Here is a 21,073-nt window from a genome sequence, read left to right as displayed (position 1 = left end):
TGGGAAAGTTTAACGCCCGTTTCCAACATATGCTTTTAGGGCAAGGTATACACCATTGCTCCAACCAAAGCCGTCCTGCACTGGATATTCACCGCCACCAGCTTCCAATCCCATATCCTCAACATTATACTTTTCTACAAATTTACCCGTGTTTTTGTATACTTTTTCGTTTAAGGCTACCCATCTTTCCGCGATGGTTTTCGCAAGGTTTTCGTGACCATAGTTTTGAAGCCCTACCACAGTCATCCAGTGCAAAGGAGCCCAACCATTAGGAGCATCCCACTGTTCACCGGTATGGTATAGCGTGGTTACCACGCCCCCAGGTTTTAAAAAGTGGTTTTCAATGTAGGAAGCAACGGCATCTGCCTGTTTTTGATCGGCCATTTTAAAAAATAAGGGAAATGTCATGGCCAAGGATTTAATGGGGGTCCTTTGCTTTTTTACCCAATTGTAATCTTCAAAAACCCCATCATTGGCATTCCACGAATAGGTATCCAAAAACTCTTTTCGGGCTCTCATGCTCGTCTTTAACAGGGCCACGTAGGTAACATCTTCGGCATAGCATTGGGTTAGGAGGTCTTCCATACCATATAACAGCGCATTTAGGTCGACAGGAATAATATCGGTAGTTTCAATGGTTTCTATGGATTCTCCATCAGCGAACCAACGGGAGGTATAATCCCAACCGGATTCCGCACCGGACCGAAGGTCGCGGTACATTTTTTCACCACCGCCCATTTTTTGGACTTGGGTATAATCCTCCCAATAGGATTCTTGGCGCGGGGTATTTCCTCTATCAAAGTAACGATTCAAGACACCGACGGGTGTAGCCACACAATGCCTAATGGGCTTTTCTTTGGCCTTTTTCCCATCCATCCAAAACTCGTACTCCTTTTTTAACGCCTCCCTATATTTGGTGTAAATCTGTTTTCCCTTATGCTCCGCCAATAACTTTATCATCTGGGCAAAAAAAGGAGGCTGGGAACGGGTAATGTAATATGTGCGATTTCCGTTGGGGATATGCCCCACGGTCTCTATCAAATGGGCAAAATTATCCAACATATTTTCAATACGTTCATACTCGCCACTTTCCGCCAGCCCCAACATCGTAAAATAACTGTCCCAATAATATACTTCACGAAAACGACCACCGGGCACAATATAAGGTTCGGGAAGCGGAATTAACGAACTCCCTTCCGCATCTATATCGGATTCCCTTTGTAGCACCGGCCAAAGCGCTTCAACGTGTTCTACCGCGGAACGGTTGGGGTCCGATTTAAAATCCGAGGAAATGGAAATGGGGACATCAAAGTTGTTGAGGACAAAGTCCCTTAAATCAAAATCGGGCTCGTCTTTTTCCTGGGCATATTTCTCCACAATGGTTTCATACGGATATTTTGCCGTACAGTCTACAAAGGTCTTACCGTCTTCAAAGATTCTATTTAATTGAACATCCACAAAAAGTTGACCTAAAAGCGCGTCGGGAGTTTCTAAGGTTCGGGTTACCTTAGAATCCGGCGTACTTGTAATTGGAGCATCCGTTTTCCTATCGGCTCTGCAGGCCGTGAGTAAAACAAGTAGTACAAAAAAGTATCTTATAGCGGGCATATAATGTCTTTAGTACCTGAAAATAAGGCTTTTTATTTAAATCCCGTATAAGCAACCAATTCTGTTTTTTTCATCTTTTGGGCAAATCCATATGCAATGAAAAAGCTCTTATTTGTTTTACTCCTCTTGCCATTTGGCTGTAATGAAGACGGTAAGGAGGATCCCTGCTTTCCCAATGGATTTGTAATTGACCCATTAGTACGAAACTTTTTTATAGAGCTGGTCAACACTGATGGAGAAAATCTTATCGAAAATGGGACATTTAAGCGAGATGAAATCGAACTGCGATATAAGGAGTCCAAAATTACTGGTGTTGTCTTCGAAAGTGTAGCGGGGCTCGAAAATGTGATTACAATGAATCTTTTTGGAGATGAAGGCGACAATGTCTTTCTTGTTGATCTAAATGCATCGGTTACGGATACCTTGACACTTAATTTAACGAAAACAGTGACCGAATGTGGTATCACTGATTTTTCCCTAAACTCCGCGACTTACAACAGTATGGAAAAGGCATTGCTTCCCTTTAACGAAAATGGGGATTCCGAAAAAATAGTGGTCATCAAATAAACCAAAACGTAAGAACCCGATTCAGGTATTATTGAAAAGCTGGTATTCCAGTGATATCGGAACCCGTAATTAGCAAATGGATGTCATGGGTGCCTTCATAGGTAATAACGCTTTCCAAGTTCATCATATGACGCATAATACTGTATTCTCCGGTGATGCCCATACCTCCCAAAACTTGCCGTGCTTCCCGAGCTATAGTCAAGGCCATGTCCACATTATTTCGTTTGGCCATGGAGATTTGAGCCGTAGTCGCTTTTCTCTCATTTTTTAATTGTCCTAAACGGAAGGCCAATAACTGGGCCTTGGTAATCTCGGTAATCATTTCGGCCAATTTTTTCTGTTGCAACTGGAAAGAGGCAATAGGCCTGCCAAATTGAACGCGTTCCTTAGCGTAGCGCAAAGCAGTGTCATAACAATCCATGGCCGCACCAATGGCACCCCAGGCTATGCCATACCGGGCCGAGTCCAAACAGCCTAATGGGGCTCCCAATCCATTTTTACCGGGCAGTAAGTTTTCTTTGGGAACCTTAACATTATCAAAGATCAATTCCCCGGTAGCAGATGCCCGTAAGGACCATTTATTGTGTGTCTCCGGGGTAGAAAAGCCTTCCATATCGCGTTCCACGATCAATCCATGAATACGGCCCTCCTCATTTTTGGCCCATACGACCGCTAGGTCGGCAAAGGGGGAATTGGAAATCCAAAGTTTGGCTCCGTTTAAAAGGTAATGGTCGCCTTTATCCTTAAAATGGGTTGTCATACCTCCGGGATTGGAGCCATGGTCAGGTTCCGTTAATCCAAAGCATCCCATCAACTCGCCCGTAGCTAATTTTGGGAGGTATTTTTTGCGTTGCTCTTCCGTACCATAGGAAAAGATAGGGTACATGACCAGGGAAGACTGTACCGATGCCGTAGAACGCACTCCGCTATCCCCCCGTTCAATTTCTTGCATAATGAGCCCATAACTTATTTGATCAAGCCCTGCCCCGCCGTATTCCTCGGGAATGTAGGGGCCAAATGCCCCTATTTCGGAAAGGCCGTTAAGGATTTGTTTTGGAAATTCCGCTTTTTGGGCATATTCTTCTATAATGGGGGAGATGTCCCGTTTTACCCATTGCCGAGCCGCATCGCGTACCAATTTGTGTTCCTCGGAAAGCAGGTCGTCCAAGTTATAATAGTCGGGTGCTTCAAATAAATCCGGTCTCATATTGCCATTTTCGCCAAAGATAGATAAAGAAAATATAACAATACCAAAGACGAATGTTACATTTTTAAATAAAAATCCTTGGCCAATTCCCGATACTCCAAAGTGTATTTGTGGCGATCTACCTCAAGGATCAATTCATCTTTGGATACCTCCATTTCCTGAAAAGTAAATTCCAATAAGCTTCTTTTAACTTCAGAAGTGGGATTACCTCTTACCTGTGTTATGCGTTTGGGAAAAAGGCCTAATGATTTGCTTATTTGAATAAGACGTCGTTCTTCCTTAAACGGAACGATAATGGCAAGAACGCCCTCCTCGGCGAGTAATTGGGAAACACATCGCAAAAGTTCTTTAAAAGGGAGGGACACATTTTGCCGGGCCATATCCCTTGAACCATCGCCGGAGGAAACATTTTCAGCATAAAACGGTGGATTGGAAACGATTAAATCATAAGTATCGTCAACTTCCGTGCAGAATTCGTTTAAACCGGCATGATAACAAAAGAGACGGTCGGCCCATGGGGAGGCCTCAAAATTTTCTACACATTGTTCAAAGGCGGCATCATCAATTTCGAGGGCATCTATGGTCTCCGCATTGCTGCGTTGTGCCAGCATAAGGGCCAATAGGCCGGTCCCCGCTCCAATATCCAAAACCGTGGTAGGATTATGGGTTACCGATGCCCAAGCTCCCAGCAAAACCCCGTCAGTGCCCACCTTCATGGCACAGCGGTCTTGCCGGATGGTAAATTGTTTGAATTGAAAAGGTTTGCTCATTCCACTCGTCCCACCTCCCGGGCTTCCGAACCTTCCAATTCCAAAAGGGAATCCCCTAGCTTGGAACGCATTTCATTGGCCAACAATTTTATTTTCTCCACTACCTCCGGAAACTTATCCGCTACATTTGTAGTCTCGCCAATATCGCTTTCCAAATCATACAATTCCAAAGTTTCCATGTCCACCATTCTGTAGTCGCCCGGCAACCCGTCCTTGCCTGGTTCCTGCCCGTCCATGGTACGATAACGGTGGGGGAAATACAGTTTCCATTTTCCGTAGCGCACACCGAACAACTCGTTGACCCGATAGTAAAAGAAATAGGCTTCCTGAGGACTTTTTTGGATTTCTCCGGTCAAAACCTTCCACGCACTTTTGCCATCCAAGGTATTTTCGGGAAGTTTGGCATCCGTAATTTCGGCTATGGTCGGTAATATATCAATGGCCATAATGGGGACGTCCAATTCCTTGCCTCCTTCCAGGGCCTTTGGATATTTAATGATACAAGGTTCCCGTTGCCCGCCTTCCCAAGCGGTTCCCTTCCCTTCACGCAAGGGATAGGCACTCCCTGCATGATTGCCATAGGATAGCCATGGGCCATTATCCGATGTAAAAATGACCACTGTATTTTCTTCGAGTCCGTTCGTTTTTAAGGCATCCATAATTTGACCCACGGACCAATCGATTTCCATGATTACGTCGCCATAAAGCCCCCGGTCCGATTTTCCCTTAAACTTATCCGAAACGAATAAGGGTACATGGGGTTGGGGATGTGGTACATAGAGGAAAAAGGGATTTTCTGCATTTCGGTTGATGAAATCAACACTGCGTTCGGTAATCTGGGTAGTCAATTGGGATTGTTCCGTTAAGGTATCTATCACGGTTTCATTCTCAAATAGGGGCAGGGGAGGGAAATTAAAAATTGTTCCCTGCTGGGGATGGTAAGGCCACATATCATTGGAATATGGGATACCAAACCATTCATCGAATCCATGACGTGTAGGCAAAAATTTTGGATGATGACCCAAATGCCACTTGCCATAAATGGCCGTTTTATAGCCAATAGCCTTGAGCATTTCGGCCAAGGTAGTCTCCGAATCATTGATGCCATGATTATTGTCGGGGCCCAAGGCACCATGTATCCCAATTCGGTTGGGATAGCAGCCGGTAAGAATGCCCGCACGGGAGGCGGAACAAACAGCCTGTGCCGAATAATAACTCGTTAACCGCACCCCATCGGCGGCCATTTGATCTAGATTGGGAGTAGCTATATCGTCAGCCCCGAATACCCCGACATCCTGATAGCCTTGGTCATCGGTAAAGATGAGTACAATGTTTGGAGGCGTTTCGGATTTCTTGGGTTCTGCCTGGCGCTCTCCACAGGAGAACAGCACCAATACGATAAGGATAGCGGAAATTCTAAACATAATTCAACATAGATTGGTAAGTCCGTCTAAATATACCATAAAATACAATCCGGATTTCGAGTTCCGACCCGGAGATTTGGAAATTTTGTCTAATTCAAATAAAGGTCTACCAGACCTTCAGGTGTTGACACGAACAAGGTCCTGTTTCCCCGGTCTACTTTCGTAAGGATTTCATCCGTTAAGGGAATTAGAAGTTCCTTCCCATCTTTTTCCACTTCAAATAGGGCCTGGGAAGTGGTGTCGTTTACTCCGGTAACCACACCGATATCGCCATAAACGCTATCCTGTACGGTAAAACCGATGATTTCGTGATAATAAAACTTATTGCCCTCCAATTTAGGCAGCATGGTCAAAGGGAGGTATAGTTCAGCGCCAAGAATTCTGTCGGCCGCATCTTCATCCTTTACATCTTCAAAATCGATGCGCAACAGTGCCGATTTATGTAGACGGCATTTATCAATAAAAAAAGGAACCAAATTGCCCTTAACGGAGACAAATATTGATTCCATGTTTTCGTAAATTTCGGGTTCGTCGGTATCCAGTTTTACTAGCACCTCCCCCTTATAACTGTATTTTGAAACGATTTTTCCGAGGTAGAAACAATCCTCCTTGCGCATAAGTCCGGAACTTTCTACTCCTCTTCCGTAGAAGCTGCTGTGGTGTCTTCCGAATCGGCGGCAACTGTTTCTTCTGCAGGGGCCTCCTCCGTTTTGGGAGCCTCCTCAGGTGCTGCAGGTGCTTCTTCCACCGTTTCGGTTACCTCTTCGGTCGCTGCAACTTCTTCAACCGCTTCTTCAGTGCTTTCCGCAACGGCCTCTTCGCTAACTTCCTCTTCTGGAGCTTCTGCCTCGGCAACTGCCGCAGCGCGTTTTTCGTTGATTTCTTTTTCGGCCTTAAGTGCTTCGGCCTTTGCTTTTTCCTTTTCTTTATCTAGCCCACTTATTTTTGAAGAGATGGCCTTTTCCTTTTCCTCTACCCAAGCTTTAAATTTTTCCTCTAATTGCTCTTCGGTAAAAGCACCTTTTCGGACCCCGCCCCACAAATGGTGTTTCAACAAGACGCCTTTATAGGAAAGAATGGCCCTGGCCGTATCCGTAGGCTGTGCTCCGTTTTGCAACCACTTTACGGAGTTGTCCACATTTAATTCTATAGTAGCAGGATTGGTATTGGGGTTATAGGTTCCCAGCTTTTCCAGGAACTTACCATCTCGCTTGGCACGGCTATCGGCCGCTACTACCCAATAAAATGGTTTTCCCTTTTTTCCGTGTCTTTGTAATCTAATCTTTACTGGCATATCACATTAATTTTGTAGGGTGCCCGACCCTCGTTATTAATTCTTTTCCCTTTTTAAGGGCTGCAAATATAGAATATTTCTATGAATGGTCAATAAAAAGTGTTGAAATATTTGGGGGTTGATAACTCCTAAAAACTCCCTTTTTCCAAACAGGTGGTTTTCACTAATTTTAGCACTACTTTTTCAAAGAACGAAACACCCAATATGTATCTAATATTCGACACCGAAACCACCGGATTGCCCAAACGATGGGATGCGCCGATTAGCGATACCGATAATTGGCCACGTTGTATCCAGATTGCTTGGCAATTGCATGACGCTATGGGGAATCTGGTGGATCACCAAGATTATTTGGTGCGGCCGGATGGCTTTAATATTCCCTATGATGCGGAACAAGTGCATGGCATTTCTACGGAATTGGCCACGCAGCAGGGTGCCGGTCTGGGAGAGGTTCTGGAGAGGTTCAATATTGTACTGACCAAAGCTAAATTCATTGTGGGCCAAAATGTGGGCTTTGACGTGAATATCATGGGAGCCGAGTTCTATCGGCTTGGAATCGAAAATCTATTACAACAACTCCCAGTTTTGGATACGTGTACGGAATATACCGCGGAGCTATGTAAGATTCCCGGAGGTAGGGGCGGAAAGTTTAAACTGCCCACGCTTACTGAATTACATGAGTATCTTTTTAATGAACCTTTTGCAGAGGCTCACAATGCCACCGCGGATGTGGAGGCCACCACCCGTTGCTTCTTGGAGTTGGTTCGTAAAAAGCATTACACACAGGAGCAGTTAGATGTACAGCCAGATTACTTCCAAAACTTCTCGGAGGCCAACCCGCAGGAGATTCAATTGATAGGGTTAAAGCACATCAACCTTAAAAAGGCATCCAAAAAAATTGCGGATGCGCTTTGGGAAAAGGACACTGGCGGGGTTTCCCAAGAGGAAATCAAGGCGAATATTAAGACTTTGGAAGATGCCCAATTTGTACATCTCCATAATCATTCCCAGTTCTCGGTGCTACAATCCACCATAAATATTAAGGATTTGGTAAAGTCCGCCGCCGATAACCAAATGTCCGCTGTGGCCCTTACCGATCATGCGAATATGATGGGCGCCTTCCATTTTGTTAAGGAGGTGAAGGCGCACAATGCCAGTGTGGAACAAAAGAATGAGGAGGCCATTGAGCAGGGGGAATTGCCAAACGCTAAAAAAATTATACCCATCATTGGCTGCGAGTTTTTCGTATGTGAGGACCATACCAACAAAAATATAAAGGATTACGGGTATCAAATTGTGCTCCTGGCCAAAAATAAAAAGGGATACCACAATCTGGCCAAAATGTCTTCCATTGCGTATACCGATGGATTTTACTACGTCCCTCGAATCGATAAAAAGGTTATCCAACAGTACAAGGAGGATATTATCGTGCTTACCGGAAACCTCTATGGGGAAGTTCCCGGGAAAGTCTTGAACGTTGGGGAAAATCAGGCCGAGGAAGCCTTATTATGGTGGAAACAAGAGTTTGGGGACGATCTCTATATCGAAATGATGCGTCATGGACAGGAAGATGAGGATAGGGTAAACCAAGTTTTATTGGAATTCTCCAAAAAACATGAAGTAAAACCAGTGGCGACCAACAATACGTATTACTGCTCCAAAAAGGATGCGGACGCCCATGATATTTTGCTATGCGTAAAGGATGGTGAGAAGCAGGCAACCCCTATTGGCAGGGGTCGTGGTTATCGATACGGACTTCCAAACCAAGAGTATTATTTTAAGTCCCAGGAGGAGATGAAGGAATTGTTCCAGGATGTTCCCGAGGCCATTTTGAATATCCAGGAAATCGTGGACAAAATAGAACCCTTTGACTTGGCCCGGGACGTACTGCTGCCCAAATTTGACATCCCGGATGAGTTTAAGGTAGCCGAGGATCGAACCGATGGGGGCAAACGGGGAGAGAATGCCTATCTAAGACATATTACATTTGAGGGGGCAAAAGAACGATACGGTGATATCACGTCTGAAATTGAGGAACGTATCGATTTTGAGCTGACGACCATAGAAAATTCCGGTTATCCCGGATATTTTTTAATTGTTGAGGATTTTATCCGGGAGGCTAGGAACATGGATGTTTCCGTAGGTCCCGGTCGCGGATCGGCTGCAGGTTCCGTAGTCGCCTATTGCCTAAAGATTACGAATATTGACCCCCTGAAATACGATTTGCTGTTTGAGCGATTCCTAAATCCGGATCGGGTATCCATGCCCGATATTGATATTGATTTTGATGATGAGGGTCGGGGCCGGGTCATGGATTATGTCATTAATAAATACGGGGCCAACCAAGTAGCGCAGATAATTACCTATGGTACTATGGCTGCCAAATCCTCCATTAGGGATACGGCACGTGTTCTGGATCTGCCCCTGAACGATGCGGATAGGATTGCCAAATTAATTCCCACCATGTCCAAATTGGGAAAGATATTCGGGGTGCCGGAAGCGGACTTGCGCAAGAAATTCCGATCGGATGATTTGGAGAAGGTCAATCAATTGCTCAATATTTCCGAAGGCGATGACCTGGAGGCGCAGACCGTAAATATGGCTCGAGTATTGGAAGGCTCACTTCGAAATACCGGTATCCATGCCTGTGGGGTTATTATTACCCCGGACGATATTACCAATTTTGTTCCCGTGTCCACGGCCAAGGATTCCGATTTGTATGTGACGCAGTTTGATAACTCGGTCGTAGAAAATGCCGGTCTTTTAAAAATGGATTTCCTGGGGTTAAAAACCTTGACATTGATCAAGGATACCGTAAAGATCGTAAAGGCTAAACACGGGATAACGTTGGTACCCGACGAGTTTCCATTGGACGATGAAAAGACCTATGAGCTTTTTCAGAGAGGGGATACCGTGGGAATATTCCAATATGAATCTCCTGGGATGCAGAAGCATATGAAGGATTTAAAACCTACGGTCTTTGATGACCTCATTGCCATGAACGCGTTGTATCGTCCGGGGCCTATGGAATATATACCCAGTTTTATCGCCCGTAAACATGGAAGGGAGGAAATTAGCTATGACCTGCCGGATATGGAAGAGTACCTTAAGGAAACGTACGGTATTACGGTATACCAGGAACAGGTGATGTTGCTTTCCCAAAAGCTGGCAAGTTTCTCCAAGGGTGAGGCCGATGTACTTCGAAAGGCCATGGGGAAAAAAATATTTTCCCTGCTGCAAAAGCTAAAACCCCAATTTTTGGATGGGGGCGAAAAGAATGGACATCCCAGGGAAATATTGGAGAAAATCTGGAAGGACTGGGAGGCCTTTGCATCCTACGCGTTCAATAAGAGCCACTCTACCTGTTATGCCTATATTGCCTACCAGACGGCCTATCTAAAGGCACATTACCCCGCGGAATATATGGCCGCGGTATTGAGCAACAATATGAACGACATTAAGCAGGTCACCTTCTTTATGGAGGAATGCAAACGCATGGAATTGGATGTTCTGGGACCGGATGTCAATGAATCCTACTACAAATTTGCGGTAAACAAGGATGGTGCCGTACGATTTGGAATGGGGGCCATTAAAGGCGTTGGGCGTTCCGCTGTCGAAACCATTGTGGCCCATAGAAAGAAAGATGGAAACTTTAAGTCGGTCTTCGATTTGGCCAAACGTATCGATTTACGAGCCGCCAATAAGAAAGCTTTTGAGAATTTAGCGGTAGCGGGAGGGTTTGATTCTTTTGGAACCACGCACCGTGCGCAATACTTTCATGATGAAGGTGATGGCGTTACCTTCTTGGAAAAGGTAATTCGGTCCGCCGCAAAATACCAAGAAAACAAGAATTCCAGTCAAATGGATATGTTTGGTGGAATTACCGAAGCCCAGATTCCTGAACCCGAAGTGCCGCCCTGCGAGGAGTGGGGTACAATGGAAAAACTCCGCAGGGAAAAGGAAGTAGTTGGCATCTATATTTCCGGGCATCCTTTGGACGATTTCAAAACAGAGATAAGTGCCTTTTGCAATGCCAGTGTATCCAGTGCCAACAATTTGGAAGATCATGTAAATCGAGAGCTTTCGTTCGCCGGGGTAATTACCGATGTACAGCACCGGACTTCAAAGAATGGAAAAGGTTGGGCCTTGTTTACCATGGAAGATTATACGGATTCCTTCGAATTTCGAATTTTTGGGGAGGAATACCTTAAGTTTCGTCATTTTTTAATGATCAATTCCTTTGTTCATGTCAAGGTATTTGTTCGTGAGGGATGGGTCAATCGGGAGACCGGTAAAAAAGGGGACCCAAGATTACAGTACAACAGTTTTATGTTGTTGCAGGAAGTGATGGAGAACTATGCCAAAAAATTGACCATTAAACTCAATATAGAGGAATTGCAGGAAAAAAGAATCAAGGATTTAAAGAGCGCATTGGTCTCGTACAAAGGCAATCATGCCTTGCATTTTACAATATATGAAATGGAGGATGAGATAAAGGTAAACTTCTCGAGCAGAAAACAGAAAATACAGATTACCAGTGAACTATTGTCCGTTTTGGAGGAACAGGAAGTGCATTATAAATTGAATTGAGGGAATCATCGGGAAAAGGGCCGCTATCTACTGGTAACAACAATTTTAGCAAAAGACATTTCCGACCCATGAAGGTACCACCATTTCCTAACTGCTTAGTAGTAAGGCAGGCACACATAAATTCCCTTGATACCACAATAACCAAAATGAATGTGGCGTTGGTAAGGAAGACGAATAATTATTGACTAAATTTGCGAACATAAAATACAAACAAAATGGCACTAGAAATAACAGATGCTACTTTTGACGAAGTAGTCTTAAAAAGTAATAAACCTGTAGTCGTGGATTTTTGGGCGGCTTGGTGCGGACCCTGTAGAATGGTAGGTCCCATTATTGATGAGGTTAGTACGGAATACGAAGGCAAGGCTGTAGTTGGAAAGGTAGATGTGGATGCCAACCAGGAATTTGCCGCTAAGTACGGTGTACGTAACATTCCCACGGTCTTGGTATTCAAGGACGGGGAAATTGTCAACAGACAAGTTGGGGTGTCTCCCAAAAAAGTGTATACCGACGCCTTGGACGCGGTGCTATGAAAAAGAAAATTGAAAAGTTGAAAGAAAGGTTTGGCGGTTGCCAAGCCTTTTTTTATTTTATCTTAGTTGTATGGATCTCCAGTACGAGTTACATAAAATGGCACTCTTCCAAAACTTGGAGCTTTTGGCCAATCAAGTAGTGGAAGGTTTCATTAGTGGCATCCATAAAAGCCCCTTTCACGGGTTCTCGGCCGAGTTTGCCGAACATAAGATTTACAACACAGGGGAGAGTACCAAACATATAGACTGGAAACTATTTGCCAAGACAGACAAGCTCTATACCAAACGATACGAGGAAGAGACCAATCTTCGGTGCCATATGATCTTGGATAATTCGGCTTCCATGTACTATCCGGAAGTACAGGAGTTGACCAGTGATAACCTTAACAAAATCGGTTTCGGGGTATTGGCCATTGCCGCTTTGATGAATATCCTCAAAAGACAGCGTGATGCGGTGGGCCTTAGTATTTATTCGGATACCTATTCCTATTATTCGCCTGAAAAGGGAAGCGAACGCCATCATCAGATGCTATTGGCCAAATTGGGCGAGATCAGTTTGGAAACCAAACCAGCCCAACAAACGGAAACCTATACCTATTTGCATCAGATAGCCGAAAAGATTAAACGAAGGAGTCTGATTTTTTTGTTTACGGATATGTTCCAGACGGCTACGGATGACAACAAATTGTTCGATGCCCTGCGACATTTAAAATACAATAAGCACGAGGTGGTGTTGTTCCATCTGTTGGATGCGGAAACGGAATTACATTTTAATTTTGAAAACAGGCCCAAGCGTTTTTTGGATGTGGAGACCGGGGAACATATAGATTTGTATGCCGATACGATCAAGGAGGCCTATCATAAGGAGGTAACCCAATATTTTGATGAACTAAAACTGAAATGTGCCCAATACAAGATAAAGTATGTGCCCGTGGACATTAAGGAACAATTTTCAAAAGTGTTTACTACGTTTATGATAGAGCGCCAGAAATTCTTGTAGCACTCACGACACATTTTAGGGGATTTTATTTGTGCAATACAATAAGCAATGTATATTTGCAAACGCTTTCCAAAAGCGTTGAACAAGATTTGAATCCTGCTGTTGCAGGAGTTCCGATTTTTCGGGATAAAATCATTGGTCTGGTAGTTCAGTTGGTTATCCCGAGTACTCGGGACTGCCTGTCGGGCTAACACAAGTTCTTTAATATGTATGTTGTTTATATTCTTCAAAGCGATCTTGACGGTTCCTATTACATAGGACAAACCGAGAATCTTGAAAGGCGGTTAACGTATCATAATTCAGGAAAGTCAAGATACACGAGTAGAAAACTGCCCTGGAAGGTAGTTTACGATGAAGCGTATAAAACACGAAAAGAAGCCATTCATAGGGAACGTTTCCTGAAGAACCAGAGAAACCGTAAATTCTATGAAGCGCTCATAAAAAATTATAGATCGCTCAACCAAGGCGATAGCAACAAGATTTGAATCCTGCTGTTGCAGGAGTTCCGATTGTTCGGGATAAAATCATTGGTCTGGTAGTTCAGTTGGTTAGAATACCTGCCTGTCACGCAGGGGGTCGCGGGTTCGAGTCCCGTCCAGACCGCCAATAAATAAAGGCCTCCGATTCCTCGGAGGCTTTTTAGTTTTAAAAATTGCGTACTTTTTGCAAACTTTTCGAACGAAGGGCTTATTTAACATTTTTTAACATAAACGAGGGTAAAGTTAAGGTCATAACCAACTTTTTGATTAAAGTTAGTTGACAGGTTAATGGTTATATTTTAGACTCTTGTATACTTTCTACTAAAAGAAGTATTTCTAGCGGATAAAGGCTTTTTAATGTTGGACCTCCATTCTATAGCTCTACCGACATATTCTCAGTTTTATAAATGAACCTTCGGTGAATCTTTATGAATATTTCAACTGGTTTATGAAAGACTTACCTCATTCATAAATAGTATTAAATCTTTTTTTTACCACTAATCATTTTTTTAGACCTTACATGATAAGGATATTATCTTATTGATTCTAAGTAACGTTTGTTTTTTGAAAAAGTACTTAGCATATAGTCTTCGGTAGGATGTCATAAATCTCTGAATTATGAAAAAAATTTCTTTTGATGTGGTTGATTTTGAGAATAAAATCGAAGAAATCGAACACATTTACACCAATAAGTTCAAGGCTTACGATGAAATTGTATGGCTATGTAAAAGTGCGTTATCTTTATTAAGGGGGGAGGTAATGAATAGGGGGTTCTCTAGTACAGATGAAGAAATCAATTTTTTCAAGGTAGTCAAACAATCCCCACTAAGCAACCTTATTTACTACTCCGAGATATATTTTTTCGAAACCTGCTTTCCGCGAGGTGGAAAAGGAAAGCAAAAGAAATATATCCAAAAATGGATAAACAAGGTCAATCGTTTTTTCTTGATTAACAGAGAATTCATTCAATATTACGATCTAGAAAAGAATCATCTTGATCAGTATTTCTTCACACGAAAACACGTACATAAACAATCTCCTATGCGGTTCAAACCCTATTTCGAAGACCCGCTTTTTAACACTTCGCATGATACACTTTTAGGCCAGCTAAAAGCATCACACTTTCTAATAGATTATTTAACGAATAAGCAACAAAAATTAAATGATAATCCGATCAAAATCAATAATAATTTGAGATGGACATCTTCAAAAGTCTCTTTGACCGAATTAGTCTATGCCCTTTATCATAGCAATTCAATAAATAATGGCGCAGCAGATATCAAACAGATTGCCAATGCCTTCCAGTCTGTCTTTAACTTTGATTTAGGGGATTATTATAGGACATATTCGGAAATACGTGGTAGACAAAAAAGTAGAGTGAAGTTTCTGGAAGAGCTATCCATTGCCATGATCAACCATATGGACAACCAAAATGCATAGAATAATACCAGACTGGAAACGGTTCAATGTCATTTGCATTTTCTTGAATTTATTCCAATTCCTTTTGGGTAAAATAAAGCATTTTGGCATAATCATCTAACCAATTGATTTCATGCTCCCGTGAGAAATCTATATCCAACAAATAAGGCTTATCACGTTTAGCTCTAAAAGACTGAAGTAAAGCAATATATTTGCCAGAATCTGAAGGGGGAATCAAATCATCATTAAAACCAATGATTAAAAGCGTACTTGGATAATCATTCTCATCGGAAAGGTTTAACACCGGGTCCATTTTTAGTAGATCCTTATAACTTTGAAGCTCTTTTATCGTACCGAACTCAAATATGTTATCTGAATCGTCAAAATCTTCAAAATATTCTGTTCGAATTGGATTTAAAGAGGGCGCGATAGCGGTAAATACACCGTACAGATCTGGTCTTTCGTTTATGGCCATAGCTCCTGTAATTCCGCCAGCACTTTTCACATTTAGGCCTAATTTATTTTTATTGACATAACCTTTTTCTATAAGATACTCACTACAGGCGACTAAATCTTTCCAAGAATTTTCTTTGGTGGTCTTCATTCCCGCATTGTGCCAGAATGGCCCCTTTTCACCCCCACCTCGAACATGAGCCGTGGCGTATATATTTCCTTTGTTTACGAAATTTGCTATTGGCGAGTGGAACCATGGGGTTTCTGACATTCCGTAGGCTCCATATGCCGTAATTATGCCCATAGATTCAGCACTAAACCTGTGGTCTTTTCTTCTTACAATACTTAAAGGTATTTTGGTTCCATCGTGGGATATTACTTCAACAACCTCGCTCAGGATATTGTCAAATTCTGGATAATCTGGCCACATACCTAATTCCATAAATTCAAATTTTCCATTTGGGTCTAAATAATAATCCTTTGGGTTGGATGTCCATCCAGATAATTTCACCCACAAGTCATTTTCATAAGGCGAACGAAAGTCAAAAGATATATTTCCTGCTTCAAAAGGAAGTTTGATTTTTATTGGTTCTTTATTATCGACATATTTGTAGAGGGCCTCAGAAATACCGTTGGAGGAAATGGAATAAAAGATGTCATCCCTTAATACTATAAAATCATCTATTTGGTCAGATCCCTTTCCTTTTGCCAAAATCCATGGATTGTTTAAATTCGGGGCTTTAAGGTCTATAGCACAAAGCTCAATATTATCCCCGTTTATTCTTTTATAGTAGTATATATGATTCCTTTCCGTGCCGTAATCAAATAGAACTTTGTCATTTTCTGTGAATAACAATTTCCAGTCATAGTTTCTATTCAGGAATTTTTCCGTGGGTAAGTAATAGCAATCCCAATGATTTGATGCATTTCCTAGGTAAACAAATATGTAATTACTTTTTTCGGAACTGAATTTTGGAACAGGATAATATTCATCATTTAATACAATTCCGTTAATTCCATTTTTAAGTATACTTATTGGAGCTTCGTCAATATTGTCCACGCAATACATTGCCGTAAAACTATTCCTATCATTTTTGTTTTCTCCGGTATTGGGATAGGCTATATAAATTATACATTTATTATCTGGAGACCATACTATTCCCCCTGCCTTATTAGGCTTGGCATTTAAAATAGGGGTCCCTACTATTTCCTTTTTTTGACAATCAAGTAAAACAATTTCGTTAAAAAAGTTTTCCGGCTTGCCCATTGCAATGGCAACATAATTGCCATCATAGGAGGCTTTAAAATATTCTATATCATAAGCACCATCACCATAGCTTTTCGGATGAAATAGTTTTTCACTAGATGGGTTATTATTAAGCTTTTTAAATAGCGCTTTTACATTCCCTCCATCAAATGAAGATAAATAAAACGTTAGTCCGGACTCATTGTAAGCTACGCTGCTTGCAGGATTGGACTCTCTATTTTCAAGGTTCTTATAAAGTTCATATGTTTTACCAAATGCTAGACTTCGATAAAAATAAGATTCCGCCAATGAATCCTGGGCATGGTACCAGTCCAAAACTTCTTTGGTATCTATCTTTTCTAGATTATCAAACTTATTAACATAGGAAATACCAAAATGATTCTCTTTCTTTTCAATATTCTTAATTTTAGGATAATCAATTCTTTGATTGAAATTCTGGCATCCTTGGCAAATGAAAAAAAGGTATAAAGAACAATAATAAAAACTCTTATGCATTTAGGAAAATATTAAAAAGTCCCTAACCTTGAATTAGAGACTTTAGGTAAAAATTTCGGACTATTGAATGACTTCATCTTTTCTTTTTATCATTCAATTTTCTCTTGTCAATAGGTCCTAAATCGCCCCCTCTAATCATTTGGGGGTTTTTAATTTTGTTTTTCTCAAATTTTTTAAGCTTTTCCATAAATACAGATTTAATATTATTAGTATGTTGTGAAAATTAGGCATTCTACTGATATACAATTCATTAATCTAACCGTAATTTATAAATTGCGTTGACTTACCCACTTTAAAAAAGCCCCTGGTGTTACTCCGGTTTTGTCCTTTAGCGATCTGGCGAAAACATCTAGTGATTTAAACCCAAAATGTTCAGCAATTTGAATTATTGACTTATTCTTAATGAAATCAGGATTTTCTTTGATAAAGTTGATAGAATAGGAAATTCTTAAATCTTTGATGTAATTTGAAAAGCTTTGTTCTTTATAAACATTTATAACTTTTGATAAATATGCACTATTGGTTCCAAATTCCTTGGCAAGCGAGTTCATAGAAATATCCGGATTTAAGTACCCTTCTTTATTCTCCCATTCATTAATCTTGTTCAATAGAATAATAATTACACTCTTATCAATATTGTTGATTTTCTTTTTTATGTTCTTGTAATCCGCTCTGAACGGTTCGATTTTATTACGCATCAAATGTTTTAGTCTTCTTTGAGTAGTTCTATAATGATAAAGCAGAATACCTCCTATAAGTAACAATAAAAAGGAAATGCAGTAAAACAAATTCAGATACCTTTCCTTTTTTGAAATTTGGGATTCAAAGAAATCGGTCTTAAGTTTTTGAATTGGCAAATCAAACTTCATCAAACTAATTTCTTCAACTTTTCGCTTCATAGACTCTAGAACACTATCATTATGCACAAGCCACCACAAATACTCAGTTTCCTTTTCTTTTTCTCCTCTTTCGATTGCATCTTTTAACAAAGTTTGATAAACGTCTTTTGAGTTATCCACAACAGCCGAATCTTTTGATACAATCTGATGAATATGCTCAAAATAATTGATCCTGTTTTGAGGATTATTGAGTTTGTTTTCAATTTCTCCTAGATAGTAAAGTATGTCTGCCCTTTTGATTCCGTTATATAAATTAATGTAGTTCAAAAGGGTGTCTTTGGCCTTAAGATAATTACCTTCATAATAATTTGCCTGTGCTAATGCAATAATCATCTTCCGGTAAACCAGCGTATCATTTTGTAAAAGTGAAAGCTGCATTCCCATTTTACCGTAGGTTCTGGCAGAATCAAGTTCTCTTAATTCTAAATAGCCCAATGTCAGATTATCTACAGTCAAAAGTTTAATCCATTCGTAATCATCGATCCCTTCTGAATTCTTTTCCAAATAGTCAAGAGCTTCTCGGTGTAATAGAATACCTTTCCTTTCCTGACCATATTCGCTTTTTAAAACTGCTATTCCATTTAGACAATCAACGACTTGACTATGATTTTTTGATAGCAATGAAGAATAATAACCTTTTATGAAATTATCCATTGCCATTCCTGGTTTATCTATTTCGTACAGGATCAACCCTTTTAGGTAATATGCTCTTGCAGGAAAAATCGAACCTTTTTGATTTCTGGTTATGTCCAATACTGAATCCAGGTAGTTCAATCCTGTTTCAGAGGATTCATACCAAATCCTATATGTGAGTGAATTGGCTAATTCTAAAGTATCCTTTTCCTGTTTTGCTTTGTCATAATGGACGCTTAAAATATCATTCAAATAAGTATAGTCTTCCTTATCATATACCTCATTTGCTAGCTTTGTCAATTCCTTAAAGGAGAGTTGTGATAAACGGTATTTGGATAGTTTTTTTTGACTTTGTAGGCTATTTATGGCAATACAATTTAAGATTACCAGAGGTAAAAAAATCCGCCAAAAAAGTGGCCTTAAAGCTGTCACTACTTATTTATTAATATTGTACTGGTTTATAATTCCTTAAGTATATAGAGTACTTTTAAGGAATTGTTTTTACTACAAGTTTTTTTTGGATTGTACTGGAGAGTTCTTGCTTAGATTTATTTTCCTTTTCACAAGAGTGAGTTATTTTTAGGCACAATTTCATTTTCTAGCGTACAGATAGATTTATCATCTTTACTATTGTAGTGCCTTACAAAAATTCTCAAACAAGTACGGTCACAAAATATTTTGTCTTACCCTAAATGAATTGAGGAATATGTTCTGAACATAGTCCTATTCTGATTATGGCTAAAAGCAAATAACATGAACTTATTTACTCTAAAGTACTTATTTATATAATAAATAATCGACAAAATCCTGAAAATTATTAAATTTTAACCCAAGTTGGGAGCAACTGGTGAATACATTGTAATTAAACTACAAACCTTTGCCGTGAATTCGATATCTATTAAACAAGAGAATCTTAAATCCTAGCAATATGGCAGCCAATATTATTACGACCGAAGACTTGGAAGTTTTTAGAAAGGAACTTTTAAGGGAAATCAAGGAGCTTCTTATCAAACATGGTAAAGTCGGTATCGATCACTGGATAAAATCAGGAAAAGTCATGGATAAGTTGGAAATCAGTCCTGGTACTTTACAGAATTTTAGGGTAAATGGAACTATTCCTTTTTCAAGATTAGGTGGAATCCTTTTTTATGATGAGGAAAAAATTAATGAGATTCTGGAGAACAATGAGATTGGTTTCAAAAGAAAGGCGGCATGATAATAGCAACCTATAATATTCAAAACTTGTTTCACAGACATATAGATTTAATCCATAAAAATCAAAATACTAAATCCAAACTTTGGAAAGAAGAATTTGAAGCTTTGATTCATAGTAAAAAGCGTTTGGAGCGAGACTACAACCGCATGCGTGAATTGGCCAATTTATTGGGTTTTCATAAGTCTCCCAATGAACCTTACCTATATATGAAAAATATGGAGGGAAACCTCCATGTAAGATCGGCTTTCAAAACTTTAGATACTAGAGCCTCTCATTTGACTGATTGGAATGGCTGGACTAAAATAATGACGGTTCCCGTGGTCGAAAGGGCTATTAGCAACAAGGCCAAAGTCATATTGGAAATCGCTCCTGACATTCTAATTTTGCAGGAAGTAGAAAACAGGGAATCTCTCATTGAGTTCAATGAAAGCTTTTTTAATGCAAGTCAAGATTCGAGGTATAATGAAATAATGCACATTAAAGGTAATGATGCTATGGGTTTGGGAATGGGGGTTCTTTTAAAGAAAGGCTATCATATCAAATCCATTAAATCTTTTTCTAACGAAAGGGACGAACAAGAAAAGCGATTGTTTGATAATGATTTTCAGTGGTATGAAATCGGTACCCCAAACAATACAACACTAGACCTTCTGTGTTGTCAGCTTGCAAATGAAAATCACTCAAATTCCTTTCGTAAAAAACAGGCTACCAAGGTAAGAATGGTTTATGAAGATATACTTTCAAATGGGCAGGAAGATATCATTATCGCTGGCACCTTCAACGTCCCTTCTTATTCCGATTCAATTTTACCTATCATGGAGATAGGTGTTACAGATGTCGTCAAGCACAGCAGTTTTGATGTTCAAGTGGATTCTGGGAATGATGCCGGATATTTTAGGATGGGTGCCTATTGCAGGGGAGTTAACATTGAGCGAAAAGATTATTTATTGGTTTCACCCGCTCTGTTCGAAAGGGTTCAGAGATGTGGTATGAACAGGAAAGGGATATGGCCATTGAGTAAACCTGTGTGGAAGATTTATGATTCGATAAAGAGAGAGAAGGATTCTGCAAGTGATCATCCTTTACTTTGGGCAGACATCCTATTGGAGAATCCTATGCGTTTGCTTAGAAAGAGTGCTTAGCTCAATTGCATAAAGTGGTCAAAAGCACCATAAATGATTGGTTTTGGACACTAATAGGTCAATAAGCTTTCAATATG

General features: G+C 40.5%; 16 protein-coding genes and 1 tRNA gene. 9 read left to right on the top strand and 8 right to left on the bottom strand.

Annotated elements, in window-relative coordinates:
- Positions 1-9: 9 nt before the first annotated feature.
- Positions 10-1,608, bottom strand: a complete 1,599-nt coding sequence (gene treF / locus Q0993_RS03525) for an alpha,alpha-trehalase TreF (RefSeq protein WP_299529787.1) — start codon at positions 1,606-1,608, stop codon at positions 10-12.
- Positions 1,609-1,704: 96 nt separating this feature from the next.
- Between treF and Q0993_RS03520 the strand changes: the two genes are divergently transcribed.
- Entirely contained in the window at positions 1,705-2,175 is a 471-nt protein-coding gene (locus Q0993_RS03520) for a hypothetical protein (protein ID WP_299529786.1), read from the top strand.
- A 28-nt stretch (positions 2,176-2,203) separates the two neighbouring features.
- Here the strand turns inward: Q0993_RS03520 and Q0993_RS03515 are convergent, their stop codons facing one another.
- From Q0993_RS03515 to Q0993_RS03495, 5 genes are all read right to left on the bottom strand, one after another.
- Complete coding sequence (locus Q0993_RS03515; RefSeq protein WP_299529784.1) at positions 2,204-3,382, bottom strand: acyl-CoA dehydrogenase family protein; 1,179 nt, start codon at positions 3,380-3,382, stop codon at positions 2,204-2,206.
- 56 nt (positions 3,383-3,438) lie between these two features.
- The gene (locus tag Q0993_RS03510) at positions 3,439-4,152 is read right to left on the bottom strand and encodes a methyltransferase (RefSeq protein ID WP_299529782.1); all 714 of its coding nucleotides are present in this window, start codon (positions 4,150-4,152) and stop codon (positions 3,439-3,441) included.
- Positions 4,149-5,576 (bottom strand): sulfatase, encoded by a 1,428-nt coding sequence (locus Q0993_RS03505; RefSeq protein WP_299529780.1) that lies wholly within the window; start codon positions 5,574-5,576, stop codon positions 4,149-4,151. Before Q0993_RS03505 ends, Q0993_RS03510 begins: the two co-directional genes overlap by 4 nt.
- Positions 5,577-5,665: 89 nt before the next feature.
- Entirely contained in the window at positions 5,666-6,193 is a 528-nt protein-coding gene (gene rimM, locus Q0993_RS03500) for a ribosome maturation factor RimM (RefSeq protein WP_299529778.1), read from the bottom strand.
- 14 nt (positions 6,194-6,207) lie between these two features.
- Positions 6,208-6,870, bottom strand: coding sequence for a 30S ribosomal protein S16 (locus Q0993_RS03495; protein ID WP_299529775.1), 663 nt, complete (start codon positions 6,868-6,870; stop codon positions 6,208-6,210).
- A gap of 204 nt (positions 6,871-7,074) precedes the next feature.
- On the opposite strand from Q0993_RS03495, the gene dnaE reads away from it, so the two are divergent.
- From dnaE to Q0993_RS03465, 6 genes are all read left to right on the top strand, one after another.
- Positions 7,075-11,460 carry a DNA polymerase III subunit alpha gene (gene dnaE / locus Q0993_RS03490; protein ID WP_299529773.1) on the top strand — a complete coding sequence of 1,462 codons (4,386 nt, stop codon included), beginning with the start codon at positions 7,075-7,077 and terminating at the stop codon, positions 11,458-11,460.
- Between the two features lie 215 nt (positions 11,461-11,675).
- Complete coding sequence (trxA, locus tag Q0993_RS03485; protein ID WP_120709482.1) at positions 11,676-11,993, top strand: thioredoxin; 318 nt, start codon at positions 11,676-11,678, stop codon at positions 11,991-11,993.
- A gap of 70 nt (positions 11,994-12,063) precedes the next feature.
- Positions 12,064-12,993 (top strand): DUF58 domain-containing protein, encoded by a 930-nt coding sequence (locus Q0993_RS03480; RefSeq protein ID WP_299529768.1) that lies wholly within the window; start codon positions 12,064-12,066, stop codon positions 12,991-12,993.
- 206 nt (positions 12,994-13,199) lie between these two features.
- Positions 13,200-13,478: a GIY-YIG nuclease family protein gene (locus Q0993_RS03475; RefSeq protein ID WP_299529767.1), complete on the top strand. Its 279-nt coding sequence runs from the start codon at positions 13,200-13,202 to the stop codon at positions 13,476-13,478.
- 44 nt (positions 13,479-13,522) lie between these two features.
- Positions 13,523-13,599 (top strand) — tRNA-Asp (locus tag Q0993_RS03470).
- 491 nt (positions 13,600-14,090) lie between these two features.
- A complete protein-coding gene (locus Q0993_RS03465) occupies positions 14,091-14,912 on the top strand; it encodes an RteC domain-containing protein (protein WP_299529765.1) in 822 nt (273 codons plus the stop codon).
- A gap of 49 nt (positions 14,913-14,961) precedes the next feature.
- On the opposite strand, the gene Q0993_RS03460 is transcribed toward Q0993_RS03465, so the two are convergent.
- Positions 14,962-17,106 (bottom strand): prolyl oligopeptidase family serine peptidase, encoded by a 2,145-nt coding sequence (locus Q0993_RS03460; protein WP_299529762.1) that lies wholly within the window; start codon positions 17,104-17,106, stop codon positions 14,962-14,964.
- Between the two features lie 266 nt (positions 17,107-17,372).
- Positions 17,373-19,070, bottom strand: coding sequence for a helix-turn-helix domain-containing protein (locus Q0993_RS03455; protein WP_299529761.1), 1,698 nt, complete (start codon positions 19,068-19,070; stop codon positions 17,373-17,375).
- A 496-nt stretch (positions 19,071-19,566) separates the two neighbouring features.
- On the opposite strand from Q0993_RS03455, the gene Q0993_RS03450 reads away from it, so the two are divergent.
- A complete protein-coding gene (locus Q0993_RS03450; RefSeq protein WP_299529759.1) occupies positions 19,567-19,854 on the top strand; it encodes a DNA-binding protein in 288 nt (95 codons plus the stop codon).
- Positions 19,851-20,996 carry a hypothetical protein gene (locus tag Q0993_RS03445; RefSeq protein WP_299529757.1) on the top strand — a complete coding sequence of 382 codons (1,146 nt, stop codon included), beginning with the start codon at positions 19,851-19,853 and terminating at the stop codon, positions 20,994-20,996. Before Q0993_RS03450 ends, Q0993_RS03445 begins: the two co-directional genes overlap by 4 nt.
- The last annotated feature ends 77 nt before the right edge of the window (positions 20,997-21,073 follow it).

This window comes from Ulvibacterium sp. (assembly GCF_028285715.1).
Taxonomy (GTDB): Bacteria; Bacteroidota; Bacteroidia; order Flavobacteriales; family Flavobacteriaceae; genus Ulvibacterium.
This window is presented reverse-complemented; position numbering and strand designations above follow the sequence as displayed.